Source organism: Olsenella sp. Marseille-P4559, assembly GCF_900605015.1.
In the GTDB taxonomy this organism is placed as follows: Bacteria; Actinomycetota; Coriobacteriia; order Coriobacteriales; family Atopobiaceae; genus Tractidigestivibacter.
On sequence record NZ_LR027573.1, the window covers coordinates 1077161 to 1099491 of the forward strand.

Here is a 22331-nt window from a genome sequence, read left to right on the forward strand (position 1 = left end):
CCCCACCTTCTCGCGCTTAGTCATACCGTGTTTCTGCGAGGTATTCGGTCAGGACGTCGGCGGCGCTTGCGCCCGCTGGCATGAGGTCGCAAAGCTGCTTTATGCCCCGCTGAAAAGTCGTGAATAACTTGTTGTAGGCGGCAAAGCCCGGATGCTCGCGCAACCCAGACTGTCCGCCGCCGTTGTCATACTCGCAATAGATAGGCTCATAGAGAAGCTCTTTGCGCGATTCGTCCAGCTTCACTTTCATGAAGGCGATGTTTGGAAGCATCCCAAGCACGACGTTGCGCTTCTCTTCGGGTATTGCGTCCTTGGTGATGCGTTGAAGCTTGCGCAGTTCGGCGTTGACGCGTGCTTGCGTGGAAGGTGGCTTGCGTTTCTTCGAGGTTGCGGCGCTTTGAGCCGAAACTTTCAAATTATTGCACAGTTTCTTAGACTTCACAAGACCACCCCCCTTTCAAAATCCAACGCGCACGAAAATTTACCTCCCGGCGTTGGTGCCCTAGGCATCGAGCGTTTTTTGTGAATCGGGGGGATGATGTGTCGCGTTTACCTGCGGTTCTGTGTTCGTTATTTTTGTCTTGCGTTGTGTTGCGTTTGGTTTCGTCACTCGTTCAGGCAGATTAAATTGCCGTTGTCATCAAACGCAAGCCCTTGCCTTGTGGCTCCGTCTCGCGCCCAGCCGTGCGTTATCTTGTGGCACCTGTCGCAAAGGCTAACCAAGTTGTCTAGCCCGCACGTGATGTTAGGGTCGTTGATGTTGTCCGGCGTCAGCTCTTGGATGTGGTGAACCATGGTCGCCGGTGTTATCTCTCCAGCCTTCAAGCATCGCTGGCAAAGGTGGTTGTCTCTGATCAACGCGGATTCGCGGGCGCGGGCCCATGCGGCGGAATGGTAGAACGCATAGCTGAAAGGCTTTGCCATTATGCACACCGCCTAAAAGAAAAGGGCACGCGGCTTGATGCCGTGCGCCCTCTTGTTACCGAATCCACCGTATCGAACTTTAGCACAAGCGCGGAAGTGAAGGGAAGTACCAATTTTCATGCGTCGCGCACAATGGCTATTCCCTTCTTGTCGATATAGCGGAACGCCGCCGCCGAAAGCTCGCAGCACCATTTGGGCGTGCAGCACATAACGTCCGCAACTTCCTTCCATGGCATCGCCTGAAGGTACGCCATGTAAAGCACGTCTGCATATCGGTTGCCCTTCAGCTTCGCCAATCCGCCATGACCGTTCGCGCCGTACAGTATCGCGGTCGCTTCGTCCAGAACGGTTGACGTTTCCTTGATACGCTCCTTCAACCGCTCTTGCATTTCAATGCGCCGGTTGATTGCGTCCATGGCATCGCCGACGCCGCCGACGCCATAGTGCGGTTCATAGCTGATGCCCTTCACGCCTTCTTGAGCCATGAGCACTGCAAGCATTTCATCTGTGCGTTGTATCTCTTTAACGGTGTCGCGTATCTGCTCGAAATACTCTTGCGCCAACATGTCCCTACCTAACGCCGGTGCTTCCAAAGCCACCCGCGCCGCGCTCCGTCTCTTCCAGCTCTTCAATCGGATTGACGGTGCAAGGCACAATGCGCAAGTCTAGCCCAGCGTCTCCATTGTGCGCGTATGCCGGAACCTGCACGCCGTCGTTAAGGCGCATGTTCAGTCTTCTTCCCTGCATTCCTCTTCCTCCAAATCGAATAAAGTTGGTTGGTCATCGTGCTTTAGCTTTGCTCTCACGCAAAAGCCAACTTCAAGGCAATTCGTCCAAAGCTGCCACGGCACGCAATAGCATTTCTTGCCGCCGACAACCGCACCCCTGTTCTCGCAATCCTCAATCATCGCCGCTCTTTAGAACGGAATGCCAGCGTCGGAAATGGCGGGTTCGCTCGGCTGTGCCGGTGCCGCTTCTGGTTGCTGCGTCTCGCGGCGGGTGTTCATTAGCTCCACTTCGTCCACAACAACTTCGATTCGGCTGTAGGTCTTGCCGTCGTGCTCGTACTTGTTCTGGTTAAGGTGACCGGTCAAGGCAAGCTTCGAGCCACGGCGCAAGTAAGGCTGTATGCCCTCCGCACGCTTTCCGAACATCACGCAATCAATCCAGTTCGCCTTGTCCTGATAGGCGCCATCTTGCTGTCTGCGTCGCTCGTTAACGGCAACGGAGAACGTGAGAACTGCGGTGCCGCCCTGCGTAACGCGCAACTCCGAATCCTTGCCAAGATTTCCCGATATGGCAACTTTGTTCAGGCTCATGACTCCACCCCGTCCAGCTTCTCGACAAGCGCCCTAACCTGATTGGCTCCAAGCCCACCGACACGGCGGTTGTCCGCTATGTGCAGTTCCTTCATGAGCGATTGCGTGCGGCTGAAGCCGTAGTTTGGCAGGGCGTTGATAACCTGCTTCACGCGCATTCCCTTTGCTGCTTGGTCGCCGCCATGCGCAAGGCTGATCACGTCGGTTACCGTCATCGCGCCTTTTCCAAGCTGCTTCCTAAGCTCGGCGCGTGCCTTGCGTAGTGCCATGCTCTTATCGAGGTTGGCAAGCCTTTGTTCCTTCGTCAGTTCCGGTAGCATGTTCAATCCCTTCTATCGTTTCGTGATTCGATACGTGCCCTGAAGCTTCAACGCCTTCAGGTGGTTGATTGTGTAGGTCGCATCCTCCTTGCCGATGATGGTTAGCGTTTGTGCGGGTATTGCAATCTCATAGACCGTTTGCGCTTCCTGCTTCTCGTTCGCACACTTCTGCTTCAGGGCTTCGTGGGTCTTCTCCATGAGCGCTTGCATTTCCTTCGACATGTGCGTTTCGGTCGGTCTGATTTCGCCCTCGGTCTGATCCATTCCACCGCCCTTTTTTACGTGTTCCTGATAATTACTTCTTATCTGCCACTAGCCGTTTTCTGGTAGCGCGTTTTTGGTGTCGCACCTGCGCGTTAATGGCGGTTCTCTGCCATGCGTGAAAAATAGCCATCCCGACTTCATCCCGACACACTTTCGCCGCTTGCCATTACGTCGTTGACGGCTTCCTCAAACACCGCTGCGGCGCGGGCATCGCTTCCCGGAAGCACATGTGCGTAGATTCGCAACGTGGTTGCCGCGTCTCCATGACCCAAGCGTTGCGATACCTCTTGAACCGCAACGCCGCTCATAAGAAGCCATGTGGCATGTGTGTGTCGTAGGTCGTGGAACGTGAAGCCTTTGGGCATTCCTGACTGTTCGGCGATGCGCTTAAACGCCTTCGATATGGTGGTCGGTCTGCAATAGCCGCCATCGAAGGTGATCAGCGGCGCGTCTGGAGGAAGCTCGCCACAGAATGAGGTGCGTAGTTGTATGTAGCCATCTATCGTTTCAATGTCTGACTTGTTAAGGGTGATTGGCCGTGAGACACGCCCTTTTGTCTCATTGCGCCTATAGGGCTTCTTTCCTGTCTCTTCTTGCACGGTTCCGCCAACGATGATTTGCGGATTCTTGTTCTTCTGCGCATCCTTCGAATAGTCACAGTTGCGCACGGCGCACACCTCTCCAACGCGCATTCCGGTTTCGAGCGCCATCCAAGCGGCAAACGCGTTCATTGCTTTTCTGTACGTCTTGCGGTTTATAATTGATGGTTTAAGCAATGCTTTTAGCTGTGCTTCAATAGTCCTGAAATCGCCTATGTTCAGCGCTTGCGCATCATGATGAACAAGCTTCGGTTTATCGACGCTTAGCAGCGGGTTCGAATCGCAAACCTTCATCTTTACGAAGAAGGTAAAGGTGGCGTTGAGAAAGTCATGAACGCCGCGAACGCTGTTCTGCGACAAGCCTTGCCCGCCTTTGTCTTTTGGCGTGAGCAACCTTTGCTCAAAGCGTGATAGATCAAAGCTGCTAACGTCACGGGCGTTGACGCCGGGAAGGTACTTGGAAACATACTTTGCAAACCTTCTGTAGGCACGCACGCTGTTTGGTGAGTAGCCCTTAAGCGAACGCATGTCTATGAACTCGTTAAGCAGGTTGTAAAGCAGGGCACCGCCAAGAAGACCGTTGGCGTATTGGCTGGCTTCCCACGCTTCCGCAAGCTTGATTGCTTGCCCTTCGGTCTTAGCGTCCGGAAGGTCGTGTTGTCTCTCTACCTTCTTGCCGTCATCCGTCCGCCCGATGAACAGACGTGCCACCCAGACGCCGCGCCTTTCGTCCCATTTGACCTTAACGCCAGCCATTTTTGATAGCCCTTCCGATGCCATAAGCCGCTATCATGAATGACGCAAGGCATGTCAGCACATAGGCAAGCAGCCCGAACAAGACGCCACAGAAGACGCCGACGGCGATTCCAACTCCGATAGGGATAACGACGAAAAGCAGCACGACGGCTAGACAACCGTTATTCATCGCTATTCCTCTTCGTTCCGGGCGATTGCCGCGTTAGCCCACATGACGCATTCTTCAAGCTTCGTGTTAGCCAACGAACGCTCGCGGCTTTCGGGGCAATCTTTGAGGATGGTTAGCGCAAAGCCCTTAGCCTGTGACCTGATTTCCTCGTAAAGCTCGATTTGGTCTTGGTTCGGCACGTGGTATGAGAAGTTGTTTTCGATGGTCTTTGAGTTCATGAAATACCCCTTAGAACGTGGCAACGATTGACGTAATGAACGCAACTGCAAGGATGAAAAGCCTTAGTTGCTCGATAGCCCACAAGACAAGCAGCAACGCGCATGTAGCGGCTGCAATGGCGATAACAAACGGAATGGCTTTGCGGCGTCTCACTGCTCGCCGCCATCTCTGCCGTTGATCTCTTCAATCAGAAAGTCGATGCACTGCTTGCACTTCTGCAAGTCCTCGATGCCGTTCTTCTTGTCCCAACGCCAAAGGTATTTGAATGCGCATCCCCACCAATAGAACGCCATCGGCGAAAAGAACTTCACTGCTTCGATTGCGTGATTGCACCAATCGAGGTAATCGTTGCCCATTGCAGCCCTCATAGCGTCCTTACACTCAATATCGCCGTTGGCGTAATGGGACGGGTGCGAAATAGCGTTCATAGCTCCGTTTTTTTCGCTCATTGCGCGATCCTTCTCTCTGCTTTGATTGCTTTACCAGCTCGCTTAGAAACTGCTTGTCAATAAACGTCGCTGTTAGTTCGATGTGCCATCCATTGGCTGCTGATGCTTCGGGCTGTGATGCGCTCACGTCATCCATCGACCGACACCCCCCAGCGCATCAAGACGCGATTTGAAGCGCTCTAGCGTCTCTTTCGGCTTGGTGTGGTGTCCGCTGTTGATTGCTTCGTCAGCGAACGCGTAAAGGTCGCGTGTGACGCTCTCCAACGTGTCGGAAGAATCGCTGCTTGATTCACCCGCTGTTTTCGTGCGCACGTGTTATCGCTCATGCTTCCGTTCCTTTCTCCGTCTCTTCGGCTCGAACTCCATGCACCCACAAGCAGCGCTGCAACAGTTGTTCGGACTGTCGAACGGCTCAACCCTTATGCCGTGCTCGCTGCACCTCCAAATCTCTTGACCTTCCATCCACGGGTAAATCTCTGTACGCCTACGCTCTCGCTTCAAATCGCGCTCGAAGTGCTTGCAGATGCCGCACACGTCGCGGTAATCGCTCTTGTTCTTCAAGTTCCGCCCTCCGCGTGTTCCAGAAGTGCCCGCATTGCCGTCTAATTTCACGTCTCAGGCTCTTTCGCGTCCTTTTGCGGGTGTGTCTTCCGTTTTCGTTGTTTCCGTCGCTCTCGCGGCTTCTCCGTGGCCCATTGCGTCCGTCCCATAGCAAGCCGGTGCAAGACCGGTTGAAGCGGCATTTGCAGACGCCGTGCGGTAGACGGCGCGTTCAACGCCCATCCACTCGGAAATCCAACGCATGAAGGCACGCAAGAAGGGCTGTATAGTTGTGCCATTAGCCCAACCGGCAAAGCCGATATAGCCGTCATCGTTGAAGCTGATTGCTTCCCTTCCGTGGAAGTAGAAGCCTGAAACGAACAGGTAGGCGCTTTGAATGCCTATGCCTGATTCGGCAACGGTGATTTGCGGCGCGGTCCTCTTGCGATAGGAAGGCCGCATTTCCATGTGCTCGCCGTTGCGCTCATGCTGTGCGTACTCGATGCACAAGAAGCCCTGAAGCGCTCGAACGTCGTTGGCTGAAACCTTCGAATAGGTCAGGTTGTCGTTGAACAGCTTGCGCGCTTGGTCACGCGTCAGCTTGGTTTCGTTGAGAATCACTTTTCATCGCTCCTTTGGCGTTGTTGAAAACTTGGTTGAAAACCTGTTGAAAACTCTGTGGATTCAAAAAGAAGGAAGAAGCAAGGAAGAAAACCGTTCTTGTTAGTCAACGCCACAAGTACGACGGTTTGGTTTGGTTTGGTGTAGTACCAAACCAAACCGTCTTGTCTTGTCTTGTTTTGTTTAGTTGCTTAGCCACAACGGAAATCAAAGGTTTAGCAATGGTTTTCACTGTGCTTTCTGCTCTAATCTCAAACACCGTGACGGCTCCTTTACTCTTCCTTGTCGCTGTTTTTCCTTGGTCTGCCACCCATGCGCCCACCGGCACGCTTGCGCCCGAAATAGAGTGAGTTCTCAAACATTCGTTTGCTGTAGAGTTCGCCGTTTTCCGCTTGGTTCAACAGACCGATTTCGAAAAGGCAATCAACAAAAGCGGTGGTTTCCTCGATGGTTATTACTTCCTCGAAGTTGCTGTGGTCGAACCCCAAGATGCCGCCAAGAATCAGCTTGTCTTCGGCTGTGCTGAAAGGCACCGTGTGACCGTCAGAAGCCGCCAGATGTTCGCACAAGCGCCACCAGCGCCCGTATCCCTCATAGCCCATGCGCCTAATGAGCCGTTGGCATTTAATGTCCGCCGACGCGTTAGAATCGTGAGGGAAGAACTTCATCGGCTTTAGGGCAAGGGCGGCTACTGCGTCTGTTGCGAGCTTAGCCATGATCCACTACGCCCGATTCGTCCAACGTCATTTCAACGTAGGCTTTGCCCGCCGCGAGAATCGCTTGCTTGTAGCACTCTGCAATCCGCGTGCTGTCGCCCGCGCTCACGTCATCGACAATCGAACCAGCGGCGGCAAGCCCTGCGAGAAACCCCGCCTTGATGGCGTACTTGTCGAGCGTTATGGTTTCGTGCGTCTTGCCGTTGACCAAATCGACGGTGCAATCCGTGTCGTATGCAAGGCAGTAAAGCGTCTCGATTCGCTTTGCTATCTGCTCTGATTTCTTAGGCATTCTGCTATTTCCTTTTCGAGGTCATCGAACATTGACTTGCGCTTCTCAATCCGCAACGTGGGGTGCATTGAAAGCAGCCAACGCGCCAGAAGCGGCGTAACGGTGTTGTTGATGCAATAGTTGTGCTCTGCGCCGTATTGGTCGATGTAAGGCACCGCAACAAGGCGTGTGCGCCCCTCGTAGCGTTGGCGCTCGATTAGGTACTTGGTCGATACGGTCAAGCCCCTAGCGTCGATGCCAAGCGCAACGGCTTCTATCTCATGAGCCGCCTTCGGGTTAGCCTTGAGCCACGCCATGAACAGATCTACGTAGCTTCGAGCCTTAAGCGGTATCGGGTAGGTTGCCGCGCGTTCCTGCGCCACGACGGCTTCAATGGGATACGTGAAGTCATCGACGTTGATTTGCGGCGCTTCAAGCGTCTTAGCGGTTGACATAGCGCACCACCGCATAGAACAACGCCGCGTCAAAGCCCATGGCTGCAAGAAACGCCGCATCGCCGTAAACGTCCATCAGGGGGATTTGGAAGACAGCAACAGCCATTGGCAGAATGCCGGTGATTGTGAGCACTGTGAAGGCGTACAAGACGCCTTTCTTCAGCCAATCCAGCGGCGTTATAATGGGTTCGTCAAATCGCGGGTAGCGGTTTTGGCTTGTAAGCGTGCGAGTTCCAGCCGTGCGCTTGCTTCTTTTTTCCGGCAATCCGTACCGTTCGCAAGACTGTGAAAGAAAGCCTTCTGCGTAGCGTCCTGATGCTCGCGGCGTCGGTCTACGGTGTACGTTATTACCATTGGTTAAACCTTTGGTAATTCCAATGGTTTTCGTCGTGGTTCTCATTCAACTTCTCCTTTCCTTCCTTCCTGAAAACTTTTGGTTTTGGCGGTGGCTAAGCTGTGGTAACGCGCTAGACCGTCAAGCCCTACACGTGTTTCAACGGCTCAACCCCCAACAATTCATCTGCTGAGCACTCATAAAGCCTGCAAAGCTCAATAAGCTTCAGTGCCGTTGGATAGGTCTTGTCGTTCTCCCATGAACTAAGCGTTGTGATTGAAATTCCAAGTGATGTTGCGGCTTCCTGCGCGGTGTATCCCTTTTGCTCACGTGCCTTGCGGTAGTTGTTCATCAGCTCACCCCCTCGCACAAGCTGTAATCCGTTTTGTATTGTAAGTAAGCCATTCGGCTTACTTTACAGATTCGATAATAAGCCGAACGGTCTAGCGCGTCAATAATTATTTGTATACAATTATCCGCAACGATTACTGTTGAAAGGGATTCGGCAATGGAAGCAGGGAACTTAAAGCGGCTGATTGGGCAACGCATCGCCATAGCACGCAAAGCAGCTGACATGAGCCAAGATCAAGTAGCAAAGGCAATTAACGTTCACAAACAGACTATTTCGCGATGGGAACGCGGCGAACGCGTACCCAATGGCGAGGAAATACGCTTGTTGGTTGAGCTGCTAGGCTGTTCAGCTAATTTCATTTTGGGGTTATCTGACACATTGACTGTCAGGGAAAAATAAGTCGAAAGGCTGATCATGACACGTAAAGAGACCTTGCAGAAGCTAGACCCGAAGAATGTAATCGTCTTCGACACGGAAACCACCGGCACCAACGTTGGCGGAAACGATGAAGTTCTATCGCTTGCAGTGATGAACATAGCTGGTGACGTTCTCTTCTATGACACGTTCAAGCCTACGCACCGCAAGCGTTGGTCAAAGGCAGAAGCAATCAATGGCATTAGCCCCGACATGGTGAAGGACAAGCAGACGATAGAAGAACGCAAGGGCGAGATTGAACCGATATTCAAATCCGCAAGGCTCTATGTCGCCTATAACGCAGACTTCGACCTAGGCTTCTTGCGTGCAGCCGGTCTTGATGTGCCAGAACATCAAACATTCGACGTGATGAAGGAATTTGCGAAGATTCATGGCGAATGGAACCCGCAATTTGAAGAATGGCAATGGTGCAAGCTCGAAGACTGCGCCGCGTATTACGATTATCGAGACTTTGGAGCGCACGACGCATTGGCTGACGTGAAGGCAACTTCTCATTGCTATAAATCTATTCTCGATGATTTTCTATTTGAAGAGCCGCGCCGCCGCCCAAAGATGGTTGAAGACGAATTCGGGGACACGTACCCCGAATATGACGATGAAGAATACAGAACGATTGTTTCTAGCGGGTATGCCGAAGAGACTGCAGAGAATGCGTCATCTACCGACACCAACACGCAATACGAAAGCGTCACTCCAAAACCTGAAACGCATCAGGAAGCAAGCAAACAGCTTGGCAAGGCAAAGCCCGCACTTGTGGTTGTATGCGTTCTGTGCGTCATCGTGGGCTTGCTAATAACCTTCTCGGGTGCTCCTGTCGTTGGCATTCTGCTTTTGGCTTTTGGCGTGATATTGGCGCTTGTGGCAAAGGGAAACAAATAGACAAAGCCCCACGCGGGAACTTGGCAGAACGCACGTGGGGCAAATCAAGAAGCAGGGCGCTTTGTGGCGCTCGCTCTAGGAAGTGAGTTTAGCATGAGTAAGAACCGCGCCGCGATTTACGCCCGCTTCTCGTCTCATAACCAGCGTTCGGAATCAATCGAAATACAAGTTGAGAACTCTACAGCCTATTGCCGCGAACATGGGCTTGAGGTCGTGCGCACCTATACGGATTACGCAAAGACCGGTCGCAACACTGATCGCGCCGAATTTCAACGCATGATGGCAGATGCCCGCATGGGCTTGTTCGATTACGTGGTCATTTACAAGGTGACGCGCATCATGCGCAACCGTGATGAAATGTCCCTCGCGCGAATCATGCTGCGCAAGTCCGGCGTCGAAATCCTCTATGCCGGTGAGGAAATATCCGACGGTTCCAGCGGCGTTTTGCAGCTTGGGATGTTGGAAGTTCTAGCCGAATACGAAAGCGCAATTGATAGCGAACGCATCCGGGACGGCATCAAGAAGAATGCCGAACGGTGCATGGCGAACGGGCGCACGCTCTACGGTTGGGACATTGTAGACGGCAAATACCAAATCAACGAACGTGAAGCCTATTGGCTGCGCAAGATGAAGAACATGTTGTTTAGCGGCTCCACCATGGCAGAAGTCGTGCGCGGCGTCTCTGCCATGCGCACGCGCAACGGCAAGAAGCTGACGCAAGATACCGCCACAAAGCTTCTTCTAAGGGTGCATAACGGCGGCACGTACTCTTATGCGGGCGTTGTCGTTGATGGCGGAATGCCCGCGCTCTGGTCGAAGACCGAACAAGACATGATCATATCCATTCTGAAACGCCGCCATAAGCCGCATAGGCGCATTGATAGCGCGTCAGAATGGCCGCTAACCGGTAAGCTGTGGTGCGTGTGCTGCGATTCAACCTTGTTCGGAACCAGCGGCACAAGCGCCACGGGCAAGACATACGCCTATTACAAGTGCGGCAAGTGCGGGCGCACGTTCAGGCGCGACATTTTGGAAGATGCAATTGTGGATATGGTTTGCCAAGCGGTGAAGCGCTCCGACATTCGCGAGAACATCGCGTATGGCATGGCGCAATATCAGGCATCGCAATGCGATGATACGCCGCTTGAAAGCGAAAGAATAAAAGGGGAAATTAGGCGCATAGACAACGCCTTTGAAAGAATCTGGCAAGCCATAGAAGACGGCATCGCGCCGCCTGATGGCAAAGAACGGGTTCAGGAATTGCGGGAACGCAAGACCGAACTTGAAACCGAATACCATATAGCGAAAGCCAACGAATCGGCAAAACCGAACTACGACGATCTAAAAAGTTGGCTCGACAATATGGCGGAACATCTGACGCCACAAGAAATTTTGAAGATGTTCATTCGCGCCGCCGAAATCGAGGGTGACGTTGTAAGGCTGTTTTTTGCCTTCGATTACTACGGCGATGATTTCACGCCGCCGAAGTACAGACACGAACTAGCCAAGAAGCGGGCTAGTTCGTGTAATTCTCTTATGGTGGAGGTGCGGAGAATCGAACTCCGGTCCAAGGCACATCCCTGACAGGTGTCTCCAGGCTCAGCTGCCGGTTAGATCTTGGAGGCCGCGCACCCGGTAGCCCGCGCTTGGCCTCCCAGCCGGTTTGGTCTTAGCGCGCGGCATACCGACTACATCCGCGCGAGCGTCTCCCTAGAATGACGCCGCCCCGGGAGCGGGAGAGACCCCCGGTTTGACGCACTGGTTAGTAAGACTAAGCAGCGAGAGCCAACTGAGGCTCGTAAGAAGAATTGTCGTCAATTCAATTTGACGGTTCCCCTGTTTAGCGTGGCGAGGAGACCACGGCCTGCTGCCCATCTCAGATGCACCCTGTCGAAACCAGTCACCCCCAGAGATGGAATGGGGACGCTGCCACCATACGCGTTATCAAAGAGCAACGGCATGCAGCCGCATGGGATAGTGTACCCAAAACGGCGCGCCACGGACGTGGCGAGAGGACGCAAGGGGTTTCTCGGCGGGCAACCCCCAGCACATGCAACTGACATGCATACGCACGATGCGGAAGTTTTGACAGGCCGAGGCCCGTAGAGGCCCCGGATGACAGAAAAGCCCCGTCATGCATACGCGGAAGTGGCCTTTCTCGCCATACCTGCAAGGCATCAGCGCTGCCCAAGCGTGACGTCAGCCTTCTCTGCTACGGTGGTTCGCGCACGCTCGCGGGCGCGCTTCTCGCGGTCCTGGAACATCACGAAGAAGGCGACCAGAAGCAATGCCGTGCTTACGAGAATCGCCTTGGACCCTAGCACGCCAATGGCACGGCTGCCGACAATCGCCCCAATGGCAAAGCAGAGAATCACCCCGTAGTAGAGAAGACTCCCCTCAAGGTGAGCCCGGTCTTTCTCGTGCGCATAGTCAATGAGCTGCTGGGTTCCGCTGCGCAGGTTACCAATGCACATAGTGGTGGCAAAGCCGTTGCCGTGGAGCTTTCTAAACGCCTGGACCTGAATTCCACAACCCAACGAGGTAAGGCTGTTTGCGATGAGGTTGAGGTCGTCGGGGACAAATGACACCACAAAGAGAAGCGCTGCCTCGACGAAAAGGGCGGTCTGCCGCCAGTGAAGGCGGCGCTCCCTTGAGAGGAGCTTGATGGAGTGCGCAAGGGCAATGCCCACCGCAAATGCCACCACGGGAACCGCGTAGTGGAGGGCGCCATGCACGTCGCCATCGGCGAGGTTCACGCCAAAAAGCAGGATGTTGCCGGTCTGTGCGTTGGCAAAGACCTTCCCGCGCGCAAGGTACGAATAGGCATCCATGAGCCCACCCGAAAACGCGAGGATCGCCGCCAGCTCGATGGACTCCGATGTCTGCTGAGCGCGCTTCATCTACCAGGGCCTCCTTGCCTCTCAGAGCACATCCCACTGCCTTGCGCCCTGCTGGTCGCACCCGCAGCGGCCGTCCCAAGCCGCCACGGCTTCGCCATTGTAGCGCGGGACGAACGGCCTGGCGAAAGCCACAGGGGATAGCCACCCGCATGTAAAGAGACCGAAAAAGAGACGATCCCATGCCGCATGTGCAGCTCGGGATCGCCAGGGTCACCCCATCAGAGCGAGGCGGTCTGTGATTGGAGCTCCGAGTTACTCCTCGACGAGCTCGAACATGTCGGGGCCAACGCCGCAGACGGGGCAGACGTAGTCCTCGGGAAGCTCGGGGGTGTCGACGGTGACCTCGTAGCCGCAGACGGTGCAGCGGAAGGTGTAGGTCTTCTTCTCGTCAGCCATGGTAGTTCCTCTCTCTTGAACACGCATACCTTGCCAACACATGCCATTGCCAAACGTACATCAACCGTGGCGCACCACGGGTAGAACCCTAGTCAATCTTTGTGAAGTTCTCTGGCCCGACACCACAGATGGGACAACGGAAGTCCGCTGGAAGCTCCCCATCGGTAGTCTCATGGACATACCCGCAGACGTTGCAGCGGAAGTGGTGCTTGGGCGCCGAGACGGACACCACGGGCTTGGTTGGGTCCTCGCCCTCAATGTAGGAGGATGCCTTGGGCGGCGTCTTGCCCTTGAGGACGCCGTGGTAGTAAGCGTAGGTCATGGGCTCCTCGTCCGAGATGCGCTCAGCGTCGGAGACCTCCCCAATAAACATGATGTGGGTGCCAAGGTCAACGGTGTTCACAACCGCGCAGCAGACCATCGCGCAGGCGTGCTCGGTCGTGTAGGGGTCGAAGAGCAGCGAGGCCTTGGTGTCAAAGCCCTCGAACTTGTCGACGTCGGCCGAGCTCTTGAAGCCAAAGCGACCAATGAACGGCATATCAGCCGTCTTGGAGACCACCGTAAGGGTGAAGTGCCCCGCCTCATTCACAATCTGGGTAGTGTGGTTCTCCTTGTTGAGCGTAACCGCTACCTGCAGCGGGTTGCTTGTCACCTGGAGAGCCGTGTTGATGAGACACGCACCCACGTTCTCGCCATCGTTGGCCGATACAACATAGAGCCCATACGAGAAGCTAAACAGCGCCTTTGCGTCCATCGGTCTCCTCTCTTCAGCCATGCGGACCAGACTCCACGTGAGACAAAGGGGCTGTCCCCTTGTCTCCCTTGTCTCATCTTATCGGCTCCTCTCCTTGAGCGCGCGCTGAATCTCGCGGTCGGTATCACGGCGGGCCATGTCGTCGCGCTTGTCGTAGAGCTTCTTGCCGCGGCACAGGCCAATGCAGAGCTTCACGCGGTTGTGCTCGTCGAAGTAGAGCTCCAGCGGGATAAGCGCTATGCCCTTTGTGCGGAGCTTGCCGTCGAGGTAGTCGATCTGATGGCGGTGGAGGAGGAGCCTGCGCTTCCTGTCGGGATCCACGTTCCACACGCCACCGTTTGAGTATGGGTGGATGTGCATGCCGTGCAGCCACACCTCTCCCCCACGGACGAGGCAGAAGGCGTCGGTAATCTGTGACGCGCGCTCACGCAGGCTCTTGACCTCGGTGCCGGTGAGCTCGACGCCCGCCTCGAAGGTCTCGTCTACAAAGTACTCGTGACGCGCGGCGCGGTTGCGTGCGATGGTCCTTCTTTCTCGCCTAGTTGGCTTGGACATCGCCCGCACCCCCATCGCCCTGCGCCGCATTTGACATGTTGGGCGCGTCATCCCGAGCGGAGCCCTCTGCGGACTCGCGGGCCATCTCGGCGTCCGTGTCACGGATGAGCTGCAACAGCGCCATGGCAGCAGGCTCGCCCACTAGGTCGCGGGCACGCAGCGTGAGGTTGGTTGCCACGTCACGCCCACCTGCGGCAGCGGCATCCTGGGCGCACATGAGAAGGCAGACGGCCACTTCAGCGTTTGCCCCGTCGGGCAGCCCCTCCGCGGAGAGAAAGTCTGCGGCCTCCTTGTCACTCACGCCATCAGGGTCTCGCTCGGTGCCGCCGGCCTGGTCAAGCGCCGCTGCGAGCGCGGAGTCCTTCACCTCGAGCCTCCTTGCCGCGCGAAGCGCCGCCGCAGCGGTGCGTGGCTTGTCCTGTGCCTCAAAGTAGCCCGCAAAGTTGAGAAACGCGCGCGCAAGGTGACGCGCCTCGCTCGCACGCTCAAAGCAGCTGTATGTGAGCGCCAAGTACTCCTGCATGTCACCGTTGGTGCGGAAGAGTTCGGCCAGGTCAAGGCGATAGCCACAGTTCATGGGGTTCCAGCGCACAGCCTGCTTGAGAGCCTCGGTACCAGCGTTGTAGTCACCCGCACGCACGCAGGCAAGGGCCAGGTCGGCATAGAGACGGTCCAGTGGCTCGCCGACATCGTGCAGGGTACGGGGGTCCCGCTCCACGCGTCGATAGCACAGGCGGTCGAAGACCGTAGGGAAGCTAAACCACTGGTCGGTCTCCGTAGCTGCACAGTTGCGGTCCACGTACTCCTCGGCGTCCTCGGCAAGACGGGCGAGAAGCTCCCGCGCTGCGTCATCCCGCCCCTGAAGGATGAGGCCCTCCGCCTGCTCGAGGCCATCCGTTAGCGTACCCTGGCTCTGCTCCTGATCCATGTCCCTCTCCCCTGGCCCCGCTGGACCAAACATCAACGCGCGAGGTGCGCGGCATATACGCCGCCTGCCCGATAGTCTTCCCATTATCGCTCGCCACCACGCGCGTTGGCGAGCGCGAAGTCTATCCTGCCGCGTGGGACATCGGTCTCGGTGACCACCACGCGCACGCGCGTGCCCAACCCCCACACACGCCCCGATTCCTCACCGATAAGTGTCATGCGGTCCTCGTCGTACTCGAGCCACTCGCCGCCAAGGGCACGCGCGGGAAGAAGCCCCTCAGCGCAGGTGTCGTCGAGCATCACGAAGAGGCCAAAGCGCTCGCAGCCGCAGACCACGCCCGAGAAGACCTCACCCACGTGGTCGGCGTAGAGCTCGGCCATCTTGATGCGCTGGCTGTCCCGCGCGGCCCCATCTGCCGCGCGCTCCATCTGCGAGCAGGTAGCGCAAAGCTGCGGTAGCTGGCTCGCTATGTTTTCCTGCTCACAGCTCCCGAGCGCCCCAGCGAGAAGCGCCTTGAGCGCACGATGCACCAGCTCGTCCGGATAGCGCCTGATGGGCGAGGTGAAGTGGCAGTACGCCCGTGCCCCAAGCGCGTAGTGGCCCTGGTTGGTCGGAAGGTAGACCGCGCGCTTCTGCGCACGGAGGAGCAGGGCGCTCGCAAGGTACTCGCCGGTGGTCCCACGGGCTGCGTCCAGCACGGCGTTTATCGCCGCAGGCTCACCTGCGATGAGAGCGTCTCGCTGGTCGTTCCCCCCAATAAGTCCCAGTTCCATGAGGGGGCGCACCGTTGCGCGGAGGTCTTCCGGCGACGGACGCTCGTGCACGCGGTAGGCGCAGGGCACCTCACGGTCTGCAAGCATCCGGGCAACAGACTCATTGGCGAGAAGCATCGCCTCCTCCACCAGCCCCGTTGCCCGTGTGCGCGTACGCACGGTCACACTCGTGGGATGCCCCTCCTCGTCCAGGACCACCTTGGGCTCAACGGTATCGAAGTCGATGGACCCACGCTCCTGACGTATGCGCTCGCGAAGGCCCCGGATGCAATCGAGCGTGCGCAGGGCATCTTCCAGGGCGACGGCATCCGTCGAATCGTCGTGCAGCACCGAGGCATCCACGCGACCCTGGAGCAAGTTATCCACGGTGTCGTAGTCAAGCCGCCCGGTCGACCGTACCGCCGAGTTCATGGCTGTAGCCGAGATGAGGTTGCCAGCGGCGTCGAGCTTCATATGCACGCTCATGGTCAGGCGGTCCTCTCCCGGCTTAAGCGAGCACACGTCGTTGCAGAGGTGCTCCGGAAGCATGGGCAGCACGCGGTCGACAAGATAAGCCGAGCAGGTACGGCGCTTGGCCTCATGGTCGATGGGAGTGTCCCAGCCTACGTAGTGCGTCACATCGGCAATGTGGACCCACAGCTCGAAGCCCCCACCTGACAGCCGCGTGGCAAAGACCGCGTCATCGAAGTCGCGCGCATCGACGGGATCGATGGTCACACAACGAAGCGAGCGCAGGTCACGACGGGTGCAATCGCGCTCAAGCGCACCTTCGACGTCCGCGCGAATGGACCCTGCCTGGGCAAGTGCCGCTGCCGGGAATTCCGTGGCCAGCCCATAGGAGGCGATGACCGACTCTATGTTGAGGTCAAGCTCATCCGAAGAGCCCACGCGACGCTCAAGCGTCACCACTGCAGCACTGTTGCGCGTAGGGTATTCCACAATGCGAGCAACAACCACGTCACCCTCCCCCACGCCAAGGCGCACGGGAGAGTTGTCCTCCGGGACCACAAAGAAGTCGCGGCCCAGACGGGCGTCGAGCGGCACCACGGCACCCAGCGGCCCCGCCTGCTCAAAGCGACCAAGAAAGGTGGTCTGTGCCCGCGTTATGACACCCTGGACCAGCGCAACCTTCTCGTCGCCACGTACAGGAAAGACAGAGACCGTAACCTCATCGCCATTCATGGCCTCGCGCAGTCCTCGGCGAGCAACGCGAAACGTCCCCTCGGCCGTCTCGACCGTGGCCATGCCGGGCCGTAGCACACGCAGCGTGCCGGCAAGCGTGGGGGAGCGGCGCTTGGCCGCCTTCCCACCTCCGCACCGGTGATTGCCTCCGTGCCTTGCGCCAGGACGTCTTCTGCCCATGCGTCCTCCTTGAAAGCGGGGCGGCGCGAACAAAGCCGCACCGCCCCTTCTGTCAGAGATTCTATAGCGCCCCCGCTAGACCTTGAGGTAGCGCCTCATGGCAATGGCGGAGCTGAAGAGGCCGATGATAACGCCCAGCACCAGAAGGCCGCCATAGGTGAGGTAGAGCGCCTCGGGCGACACGTAGAACGAGAGGAACTTGAGGCTGTTCTCGAGCCTGGGCATCACGTAGCTCATGCCAGCCGCAAGCGCGATGATGGCAAGGCCCGCACCGATGAGCGACTCCAGCGTACCCTCCATGATGAAGGGCCCTCGTATGAAACCGTTCGACGCGCCCACCAGGCGCATGATGGCAATCTCCCTGCGGCGAGCGGTGATGGCGAGACGAATCGTGTTGTTGATGAACACGAACGCCACAAAGATGAGAAGCGCGACGAGCACGACGGCAGCAACACGCACCACGTTAGTGAGCGAGAAGAGCTTCTCGACGGTGCCGCGACCGTACTGGACATCGCTTGAGGGGCTGCCGGGTGTATCGCAGACAGACTTGAAGGTCTCGTCGGCGATAAGGCGCTCGGCCGTACTCTCGACCTGCTGAGGGTCCGAGAGCTTGATTACGAGCGAAGCCGGGATGGGATTCTGGCCATCGAGCGCAGCCACGGCATCAGAGGCGTTCTTCTGCGACATCGAGGTGCGGTACGTCTCGAGGTTCTCTTCCTTGCTGTGGTACGTGACGGACTCGACGTTGTCCCAGCCTTCAATCTCGGTCTGAAGCTGCTGGACGGTGGCCTGGTCGGCATCGTCGGCAAGGAAGGCCTGGATGGTGACCTTGTCCTCGACGCTGCCCACCATGTTGCCCAGCACGTTGGAGGCGAGCGCGAACGCTCCGATGATGAAGAGCGAGAGGAAGATGGTCACGATTGCGCCAAGCACCGTCGACCAGTTCCTGCGGAAGTGATGGCCTGCCTCGCGTAGCGAGTAGGTGAAGTTAGAGGGCACCATAGTAGCCGTAGCCCCCCTTCTCTTGGTCGCGGACAACATGACCGGCCTCCAGCGCAATAACGCGCTTGCGCATGGAGTCGACCATCTCGCGGTCGTGGGTTGCCATGACCACGGTCGTGCCCTCGCGGTTAATGCGGTCGAGCAGCTTCATGATGCCCAGCGAGATGGCCGGGTCGAGGTTGCCCGTAGGCTCGTCGCAAATGAGCAGCGGCGGGCGGTTGACCATGGCCCTTGCCACGGAGACACGCTGCTGCTCGCCACCGGAGAGCTGGTCGGGGTAGTTGTCTTGCTTCTCGGCAAGGCCCACGAGGCGAAGCACCTCGGGAACCTGCACGTTGACAACGGCGCGCGGCTTGCCTATGCACTCAAGCGCGAAAGCGACGTTCTCATAGACCGTCTTGTCCGGCAGGAGCTTGAAGTCCTGGTAGACAGTACCAATCTGGCGGCGCAGGTATGGGACCTTGCTGTTCTTGAGCTTGGTGAGGTCCTGGCCGGCAACAAGCACCTGACCGGAGGTCGCACGTCGCTCGCAGGTGATGAGGCGCAGTAGCGACGACTTGCCCGAGCCAGAGTGGCCCACGATAAAGACGAACTCACCGGGATAGATGTCAAGGCTCACGCCATCAAGGGCGGGCTTGTTGGGCTGCGCCGGATAGATGAGCGATACATTCCTGCACGAGATGGTGGGCGTGCCGGTGCGCGGCGTCACGGGTGCGTCATCACTTGCGAGAGATGCAAAGACGCTCGTGTGGGAGTGCTGCTCGCTCGTGGAATCAGCGGGTTCGGACGCCGTGACAACATGGACTGCCTCGGGTGCATCTTCGGGGGCAGCGGACGCCTGCGCACCGTCAGCGTTCTCGACGGGCTCGATGTCCGGAACATTGTTCACGATATGCTCGTTAGGGGGCACAAGCCTCATACCGTCCCCATCCGACCCCTGTCGCTCTGTGCTGCGAAAGTGGTTGGCCACGGAAGCTCCTTCTTCTGGCTAGCAGATGCAGATACATGTACCATGATACCAAGCGCTGTGTTACCCACGTTCGAGTCGCATCACACGAACAGAGAACACGCAGATAGAGGCCACGAGAAGGCCACAGGAAATGCAGTCATAAACCGCAAATAGGGGCGCGCGACGACCCCCGTGCCGTCGCGCGCCCTCCCGGACGTACCTGCCATTCCTTTGCTACGGGCGGACAAACCCCTCGACCTGGCGGGCAACGCCTGCGCCGTCAAGGCCAAAGTGTTCGAGCAACACGTCTCCGGGAGCAGAGGTGCCAAAGCCCCTCATGCCCACCAGGTGCATGGGCGTGGGCCTCTTCTCGGCAAGAAGCGCTGCCACGGCAGAGCCCATGCCCGTATCGACCAGGTGCTCCTCAACCGTCACGACGCGACCGGTCTTCTCGACAGACGCGAGTATGACATCCTCTGCGAGCGGCTTCACCGAGAATACGTCAACGACCTCGGCGGATATGCCGCCCTGCGCCAAGATGTCCGCAGCTGCCAGCGACTGGGCCACCTCGACGCCACAGGCAAGAATGGTGACGTCGGCACCCTCGCGCAGCACGCCCGCGTACGGGAGGCCGCCCACGAAGGACTCATCGTAGACCTCGGGCACCTTGTGGCGACCCATGCGCACGTAGACGGGACCGGGCGTGGTTGCGGCAATGCGAATGGCGGCCTTGGCAGCACGGTAGTCTGCCGGCACCAGGACACGCATGTTGGGAAGGGCCCGCATCATGCCGATGTCCTCGAGCATCTCGTGTGTCGCACCGTCTTCGCCCACCGTGATGCCGGCGTGTGTGGGGCACACCTTCACGTTGAGGTTGGAGTCGCAGACGGTATTTCTGATCTGGTCGTAGCAGCGGCCAACGCCAAACACGGCAAACGATGCCGTGAACGGAATGCGCCCGGTAAGAGCGAGGCCCGAGGCCACGCCAATCATGTCCTGCTCGGCGATGCCCACGTCCACAAAGCGGTCGGGGTAGGCCTTCTCGAGCTTGTTGGTGGTGGTGGACCCTGCAAGGTCGGCGTCGACCGCGCAGACGTTAAGCCCCTCGTCTGCCAGTTCGATGAGCGTCTCACCAAAGGCTTCGCGTGTTGCCCTCTTGCCCATGGCTAGGCCTCCTTCTCGATCTGGGCGCGCTCCGCATCGAGGTCGGCCAGCGCAAGCGCGGTCTCTTCCTCGTTGGGTGCCTTGCCGTGCCATCCCGCCTCATTCTCCATGAACGAGACGCCCTTGCCCTTGACGGTGTCGCATACGATGGCCGTAGGTGCCGCCGAGAAGGCAAGCGCCTCCTCAACCGCAGCGCGCAGGCGTTCGACGTCGTGGCCATCGGTGTGGATGACATGCCAGCCAAATGCCGCAAGCTTGGCGTCAATGTCGCCAAGGGAGTTGACCTTGCGCACGTCGCCATCAATCTGCAGGTTGTTAAGGTCAAGGAACATGGTGAGGTTGGAGAGGCTGTGGTTGGGAGCAAACATCAGCGCCTCCCAGTTTGAGCCCTCCTGCAGCTCACCGTCGCCACACACGCAGAACACGTGGCGCGGGCGGGCGCCCTCCGGGGCGTCCGCGAGAAAGCCTAACGCGGCACCGGCGGAGACGGACAGGCCCTGGCCAAGGGAGCCCGAGCAGACCTCCACCCCTGGGAGGGCATGCCCGTCTGGATGCCCCTGCAGGCGCGTGCCAAGCTGGCGAAGCGTTCCCAGCTCGTCATCACGCACCCAACCAATCTGGTGGAAGGCGGCATAGAGCGCGGGTGCTGCGTGGCCCTTGGAGAGGATCAGGATGTCGCGATCCGGGCTCTTGGGGTCATGCTCGTCATAGTTCATGACACCGGTGAGAAATAGCGTGGCAAGGATGTCCGTGCAGGACAACGAGCCGCCAGGGTGTCCTGACTTGGCCTTTGACACCATGGTGATAATGTCGTGACGCATCGAGTTGGCAAGGAGCTTCACCTCGTGCGTCGATCTCACAGTGCTCATGCATCTCCTCTCGCGTAGTCGCTGCAGCCGTCTAGGCCTGCTCCTCGACTACCTTAGCCCAATCGGCATCAAACTTTGTGCGTCCCTCAACGGTAAGCGGATGCCTCACGCACTTCTTGAGTGCAGAGAAGGGCACGGTGGCGATGTCGGCGCCGAGAAGCGCCGCCTGTGTCACGTGGTTGGGCGTGCGCACGGAGGCCGTGATGATCTCGGGCCCGCCCTCCTCGTCCCAGTAGCCGTAGGTGTAGTTCTTTACGCACTGCACCACGGTCGCAAGCTGCTGGATGCCGTCATCTCCGATGTCATCGAAGCGGCCGACGAAGGGGCTGATGTAGCGGGCGCCGGCAGATGCGGCGAGCAGTGCCTGGGGCGCCGAGAAGACGAGCGTCATGTTGACGCGGATGCCCTCCTTGGCAAGCGCATGAGTCGCAGGCAGGCTCTCCTCGCAGATGGGCAGCTTCACCACGATGTTGGGCGCGAGCGAGGCAAGGTGCTCGCCGTCTGCGATCATGCCCTCGGTCGTCTTGGCCTGGGACTCCGCCGAGACGGGCAGCCCCTCGCAGAGCTCGCAGATCTTGACCATGTGGTCCTCGAAGTCCGCAAGCTTGCCGCCGGTCTTGGCATAGAGCGACGGGTTGGTGGTGACTCCCGAGAGAACTCCCCAGCTCTCGGCCTGCCTGATCTCGTCGAGGTCTGCTGTGTCGATAAAGAACTTCATGATGAACCTCTCTCCCTTGCTGACGCACGCTGTTGCGACATGCTCATGGTATGCGAGACAAAGAACCAGCGGGTACACCCTTCGTTCACCCGTCCGCACCAATCCGCGAACGATATGAGGTGTGGCGGTTACGTGAATCCCCCTTACGTGAACGCCCCCCTCGGCGCACGTGGCACCACGGGGGCGTTGGGTGGGAGATGCGCTCGCCTGTTACGCCCCCATCTGGGCGCGGGTCTCGTCGATGATGCGGCGCACCTCCGCGGCGCTCCTGGCGATCTCGTCCGCGGAGCCCCTGGTGAGCAGGCTCCCCATGCCGCAGGCGTCCACGCCGGAGCGCAC

The 22331-nt window shown here is 58.0% G+C and carries 30 protein-coding genes and 1 other RNA gene; 3 read left to right on the forward strand and 28 right to left on the reverse strand.

What is annotated here, in order from left to right:
- Positions 1-16: 16 nt before the first annotated feature.
- From E0E00_RS05000 to E0E00_RS05070, 16 genes are all read right to left on the reverse strand, one after another.
- Positions 17-442: a hypothetical protein gene (locus tag E0E00_RS05000; RefSeq protein ID WP_130811414.1), complete on the reverse strand. Its 426-nt coding sequence runs from the start codon at positions 440-442 to the stop codon at positions 17-19.
- A 164-nt stretch (positions 443-606) separates the two neighbouring features.
- On the reverse strand, positions 607-924 hold the full coding sequence (locus E0E00_RS15160; protein ID WP_130811415.1) for an HNH endonuclease: 318 nt from the start codon (positions 922-924) through the stop codon (positions 607-609).
- Positions 925-1040: 116 nt separating this feature from the next.
- Entirely contained in the window at positions 1041-1490 is a 450-nt protein-coding gene (locus E0E00_RS05010; RefSeq protein WP_130811416.1) for a hypothetical protein, read from the reverse strand.
- A 4-nt stretch (positions 1491-1494) separates the two neighbouring features.
- Positions 1495-1671, reverse strand: coding sequence for a hypothetical protein (locus E0E00_RS14305; protein ID WP_165443556.1), 177 nt, complete (start codon positions 1669-1671; stop codon positions 1495-1497).
- 170 nt (positions 1672-1841) lie between these two features.
- Positions 1842-2243 (reverse strand): single-stranded DNA-binding protein, encoded by a 402-nt coding sequence (locus E0E00_RS05015; RefSeq protein ID WP_130811417.1) that lies wholly within the window; start codon positions 2241-2243, stop codon positions 1842-1844.
- Complete coding sequence (gene mihF, locus E0E00_RS05020; protein ID WP_130811418.1) at positions 2240-2563, reverse strand: integration host factor, actinobacterial type; 324 nt, start codon at positions 2561-2563, stop codon at positions 2240-2242. The genes E0E00_RS05015 and mihF overlap by 4 nt, the downstream gene beginning before the upstream one ends.
- Before the next feature lie 12 nt (positions 2564-2575).
- Positions 2576-2827: a hypothetical protein gene (locus tag E0E00_RS05025; RefSeq protein ID WP_130811419.1), complete on the reverse strand. Its 252-nt coding sequence runs from the start codon at positions 2825-2827 to the stop codon at positions 2576-2578.
- Positions 2828-2964: 137 nt separating this feature from the next.
- Complete coding sequence (locus E0E00_RS05030) at positions 2965-4182, reverse strand: site-specific integrase (protein ID WP_165443557.1); 1218 nt, start codon at positions 4180-4182, stop codon at positions 2965-2967.
- Positions 4183-4353: 171 nt separating this feature from the next.
- Positions 4354-4569 (reverse strand): hypothetical protein, encoded by a 216-nt coding sequence (locus tag E0E00_RS05035; protein WP_130811421.1) that lies wholly within the window; start codon positions 4567-4569, stop codon positions 4354-4356.
- Positions 4570-4719: 150 nt separating this feature from the next.
- Positions 4720-5019, reverse strand: coding sequence for a DUF3310 domain-containing protein (locus tag E0E00_RS05040; RefSeq protein WP_207302663.1), 300 nt, complete (start codon positions 5017-5019; stop codon positions 4720-4722).
- Positions 5020-5634: 615 nt separating this feature from the next.
- Positions 5635-6180, reverse strand: a complete 546-nt coding sequence (locus E0E00_RS05045) for a hypothetical protein (protein WP_130811422.1) — start codon at positions 6178-6180, stop codon at positions 5635-5637.
- Positions 6181-6452: 272 nt separating this feature from the next.
- The gene (locus E0E00_RS05050; RefSeq protein WP_130811423.1) at positions 6453-6896 is read right to left on the reverse strand and encodes a Lin1244/Lin1753 domain-containing protein; all 444 of its coding nucleotides are present in this window, start codon (positions 6894-6896) and stop codon (positions 6453-6455) included.
- Positions 6889-7188, reverse strand: coding sequence for a hypothetical protein (locus tag E0E00_RS05055; RefSeq protein ID WP_130811424.1), 300 nt, complete (start codon positions 7186-7188; stop codon positions 6889-6891). Before E0E00_RS05055 ends, E0E00_RS05050 begins: the two co-directional genes overlap by 8 nt.
- Positions 7164-7622 (reverse strand): hypothetical protein, encoded by a 459-nt coding sequence (locus E0E00_RS05060; RefSeq protein WP_130811425.1) that lies wholly within the window; start codon positions 7620-7622, stop codon positions 7164-7166. The genes E0E00_RS05055 and E0E00_RS05060 overlap by 25 nt, the downstream gene beginning before the upstream one ends.
- Entirely contained in the window at positions 7609-8022 is a 414-nt protein-coding gene (locus E0E00_RS05065; protein ID WP_130811426.1) for a hypothetical protein, read from the reverse strand. Before E0E00_RS05065 ends, E0E00_RS05060 begins: the two co-directional genes overlap by 14 nt.
- Positions 8023-8104: 82 nt before the next feature.
- A complete protein-coding gene (locus tag E0E00_RS05070) occupies positions 8105-8308 on the reverse strand; it encodes a helix-turn-helix transcriptional regulator (protein ID WP_130811427.1) in 204 nt (67 codons plus the stop codon).
- Positions 8309-8464: 156 nt separating this feature from the next.
- Here E0E00_RS05070 and E0E00_RS05075 point away from each other — a divergent pair, with 156 nt between their 5' ends.
- The 3 genes from E0E00_RS05075 to E0E00_RS14310 all read left to right on the forward strand — a co-directional run bounded on the left by E0E00_RS05075 (position 8465) and on the right by E0E00_RS14310 (position 11206).
- Entirely contained in the window at positions 8465-8707 is a 243-nt protein-coding gene (locus E0E00_RS05075; RefSeq protein ID WP_130811428.1) for a helix-turn-helix transcriptional regulator, read from the forward strand.
- A 15-nt stretch (positions 8708-8722) separates the two neighbouring features.
- Positions 8723-9622 (forward strand): 3'-5' exonuclease, encoded by a 900-nt coding sequence (locus E0E00_RS05080; RefSeq protein ID WP_130811429.1) that lies wholly within the window; start codon positions 8723-8725, stop codon positions 9620-9622.
- Positions 9623-9715: 93 nt separating this feature from the next.
- Positions 9716-11206: a recombinase family protein gene (locus E0E00_RS14310; RefSeq protein ID WP_165443558.1), complete on the forward strand. Its 1491-nt coding sequence runs from the start codon at positions 9716-9718 to the stop codon at positions 11204-11206.
- Here the strand turns inward: E0E00_RS14310 and ssrA are convergent.
- From ssrA to E0E00_RS05150, 12 genes are all read right to left on the reverse strand, one after another.
- Positions 11160-11530, reverse strand: a transfer-messenger RNA (tmRNA) gene (ssrA, locus tag E0E00_RS05095). The genes E0E00_RS14310 and ssrA overlap by 47 nt on opposite strands.
- Before the next feature lie 269 nt (positions 11531-11799).
- The gene (locus tag E0E00_RS05100; protein WP_130811431.1) at positions 11800-12522 is read right to left on the reverse strand and encodes a YoaK family protein; all 723 of its coding nucleotides are present in this window, start codon (positions 12520-12522) and stop codon (positions 11800-11802) included.
- 252 nt (positions 12523-12774) lie between these two features.
- A complete protein-coding gene (locus E0E00_RS05105; RefSeq protein WP_032111290.1) occupies positions 12775-12918 on the reverse strand; it encodes a rubredoxin-like domain-containing protein in 144 nt (47 codons plus the stop codon).
- 88 nt (positions 12919-13006) lie between these two features.
- On the reverse strand, positions 13007-13693 hold the full coding sequence (locus tag E0E00_RS05110) for a flavin reductase (protein ID WP_242622130.1): 687 nt from the start codon (positions 13691-13693) through the stop codon (positions 13007-13009).
- 57 nt (positions 13694-13750) lie between these two features.
- Positions 13751-14227, reverse strand: a complete 477-nt coding sequence (gene smpB / locus E0E00_RS05115) for an SsrA-binding protein SmpB (protein ID WP_130811432.1) — start codon at positions 14225-14227, stop codon at positions 13751-13753.
- Complete coding sequence (locus E0E00_RS05120) at positions 14211-15155, reverse strand: hypothetical protein (protein ID WP_130811433.1); 945 nt, start codon at positions 15153-15155, stop codon at positions 14211-14213. The genes smpB and E0E00_RS05120 overlap by 17 nt, the downstream gene beginning before the upstream one ends.
- A gap of 83 nt (positions 15156-15238) precedes the next feature.
- On the reverse strand, positions 15239-17290 hold the full coding sequence (rnr, locus tag E0E00_RS05125) for a ribonuclease R (protein WP_130811434.1): 2052 nt from the start codon (positions 17288-17290) through the stop codon (positions 15239-15241).
- Positions 17291-17365: 75 nt separating this feature from the next.
- Positions 17366-18292, reverse strand: coding sequence for a permease-like cell division protein FtsX (gene ftsX / locus E0E00_RS05130; RefSeq protein ID WP_130811680.1), 927 nt, complete (start codon positions 18290-18292; stop codon positions 17366-17368).
- A complete protein-coding gene (gene ftsE / locus E0E00_RS05135; RefSeq protein ID WP_130811435.1) occupies positions 18279-19262 on the reverse strand; it encodes a cell division ATP-binding protein FtsE in 984 nt (327 codons plus the stop codon). Before ftsE ends, ftsX begins: the two co-directional genes overlap by 14 nt.
- A 213-nt stretch (positions 19263-19475) precedes the next feature.
- On the reverse strand, positions 19476-20405 hold the full coding sequence (locus E0E00_RS05140; RefSeq protein WP_130811436.1) for a transketolase family protein: 930 nt from the start codon (positions 20403-20405) through the stop codon (positions 19476-19478).
- 2 nt (positions 20406-20407) lie between these two features.
- The gene (locus E0E00_RS05145) at positions 20408-21274 is read right to left on the reverse strand and encodes a transketolase (RefSeq protein ID WP_130811437.1); all 867 of its coding nucleotides are present in this window, start codon (positions 21272-21274) and stop codon (positions 20408-20410) included.
- Positions 21275-21305: 31 nt separating this feature from the next.
- Positions 21306-21992, reverse strand: a complete 687-nt coding sequence (locus E0E00_RS05150; protein ID WP_130811438.1) for a transaldolase family protein — start codon at positions 21990-21992, stop codon at positions 21306-21308.
- Positions 21993-22331 lie beyond the last annotated feature (339 nt).

Excerpts from the sequence above, each read along its gene's own strand:
- E0E00_RS05070 (WP_130811427.1), bottom strand. The coding sequence starts at position 8,308 with ATGAACAACTACCGCAAGGCACGTGAGCAAAAGGGATACACCGCGCAG.
- E0E00_RS05065 (WP_130811426.1), bottom strand. The coding sequence starts at position 8,022 with ATGAGAACCACGACGAAAACCATTGGAATTACCAAAGGTTTAACCAAT.
- E0E00_RS05140 (WP_130811436.1), bottom strand. The coding sequence starts at position 20,405 with ATGGGCAAGAGGGCAACACGCGAAGCCTTTGGTGAGACGCTCATCGAA.
- E0E00_RS05060 (WP_130811425.1), bottom strand. The coding sequence starts at position 7,622 with ATGTCAACCGCTAAGACGCTTGAAGCGCCGCAAATCAACGTCGATGAC.
- E0E00_RS05010 (WP_130811416.1), bottom strand. The coding sequence starts at position 1,490 with ATGTTGGCGCAAGAGTATTTCGAGCAGATACGCGACACCGTTAAAGAG.
- E0E00_RS05145 (WP_130811437.1), bottom strand. The coding sequence starts at position 21,274 with ATGAGCACTGTGAGATCGACGCACGAGGTGAAGCTCCTTGCCAACTCG.
- E0E00_RS05120 (WP_130811433.1), bottom strand. The coding sequence starts at position 15,155 with ATGGATCAGGAGCAGAGCCAGGGTACGCTAACGGATGGCCTCGAGCAG.
- E0E00_RS14310 (WP_165443558.1), top strand. The coding sequence starts at position 9,716 with ATGAGTAAGAACCGCGCCGCGATTTACGCCCGCTTCTCGTCTCATAAC.
- E0E00_RS05015 (WP_130811417.1), bottom strand. The coding sequence starts at position 2,243 with ATGAGCCTGAACAAAGTTGCCATATCGGGAAATCTTGGCAAGGATTCG.
- E0E00_RS05050 (WP_130811423.1), bottom strand. The coding sequence starts at position 6,896 with ATGGCTAAGCTCGCAACAGACGCAGTAGCCGCCCTTGCCCTAAAGCCG.
- E0E00_RS05080 (WP_130811429.1), top strand. The coding sequence starts at position 8,723 with ATGACACGTAAAGAGACCTTGCAGAAGCTAGACCCGAAGAATGTAATC.
- E0E00_RS05075 (WP_130811428.1), top strand. The coding sequence starts at position 8,465 with ATGGAAGCAGGGAACTTAAAGCGGCTGATTGGGCAACGCATCGCCATA.
- E0E00_RS05040 (WP_207302663.1), bottom strand. The coding sequence starts at position 5,019 with ATGAGCGAAAAAAACGGAGCTATGAACGCTATTTCGCACCCGTCCCAT.
- smpB (WP_130811432.1), bottom strand. The coding sequence starts at position 14,227 with ATGTCCAAGCCAACTAGGCGAGAAAGAAGGACCATCGCACGCAACCGC.
- E0E00_RS05035 (WP_130811421.1), bottom strand. The coding sequence starts at position 4,569 with ATGAACTCAAAGACCATCGAAAACAACTTCTCATACCACGTGCCGAAC.
- rnr (WP_130811434.1), bottom strand. The coding sequence starts at position 17,290 with ATGGGCAGAAGACGTCCTGGCGCAAGGCACGGAGGCAATCACCGGTGC.
- E0E00_RS05105 (WP_032111290.1), bottom strand. The coding sequence starts at position 12,918 with ATGGCTGACGAGAAGAAGACCTACACCTTCCGCTGCACCGTCTGCGGC.
- E0E00_RS15160 (WP_130811415.1), bottom strand. The coding sequence starts at position 924 with ATGGCAAAGCCTTTCAGCTATGCGTTCTACCATTCCGCCGCATGGGCC.
- E0E00_RS05150 (WP_130811438.1), bottom strand. The coding sequence starts at position 21,992 with ATGAAGTTCTTTATCGACACAGCAGACCTCGACGAGATCAGGCAGGCC.
- E0E00_RS14305 (WP_165443556.1), bottom strand. The coding sequence starts at position 1,671 with ATGCAGGGAAGAAGACTGAACATGCGCCTTAACGACGGCGTGCAGGTT.
- E0E00_RS05100 (WP_130811431.1), bottom strand. The coding sequence starts at position 12,522 with ATGAAGCGCGCTCAGCAGACATCGGAGTCCATCGAGCTGGCGGCGATC.
- ftsX (WP_130811680.1), bottom strand. The coding sequence starts at position 18,292 with ATGGTGCCCTCTAACTTCACCTACTCGCTACGCGAGGCAGGCCATCAC.
- E0E00_RS05110 (WP_242622130.1), bottom strand. The coding sequence starts at position 13,693 with ATGGCTGAAGAGAGGAGACCGATGGACGCAAAGGCGCTGTTTAGCTTC.
- mihF (WP_130811418.1), bottom strand. The coding sequence starts at position 2,563 with ATGCTACCGGAACTGACGAAGGAACAAAGGCTTGCCAACCTCGATAAG.
- E0E00_RS05025 (WP_130811419.1), bottom strand. The coding sequence starts at position 2,827 with ATGGATCAGACCGAGGGCGAAATCAGACCGACCGAAACGCACATGTCG.
- E0E00_RS05055 (WP_130811424.1), bottom strand. The coding sequence starts at position 7,188 with ATGCCTAAGAAATCAGAGCAGATAGCAAAGCGAATCGAGACGCTTTAC.
- E0E00_RS05030 (WP_165443557.1), bottom strand. The coding sequence starts at position 4,182 with ATGGCTGGCGTTAAGGTCAAATGGGACGAAAGGCGCGGCGTCTGGGTG.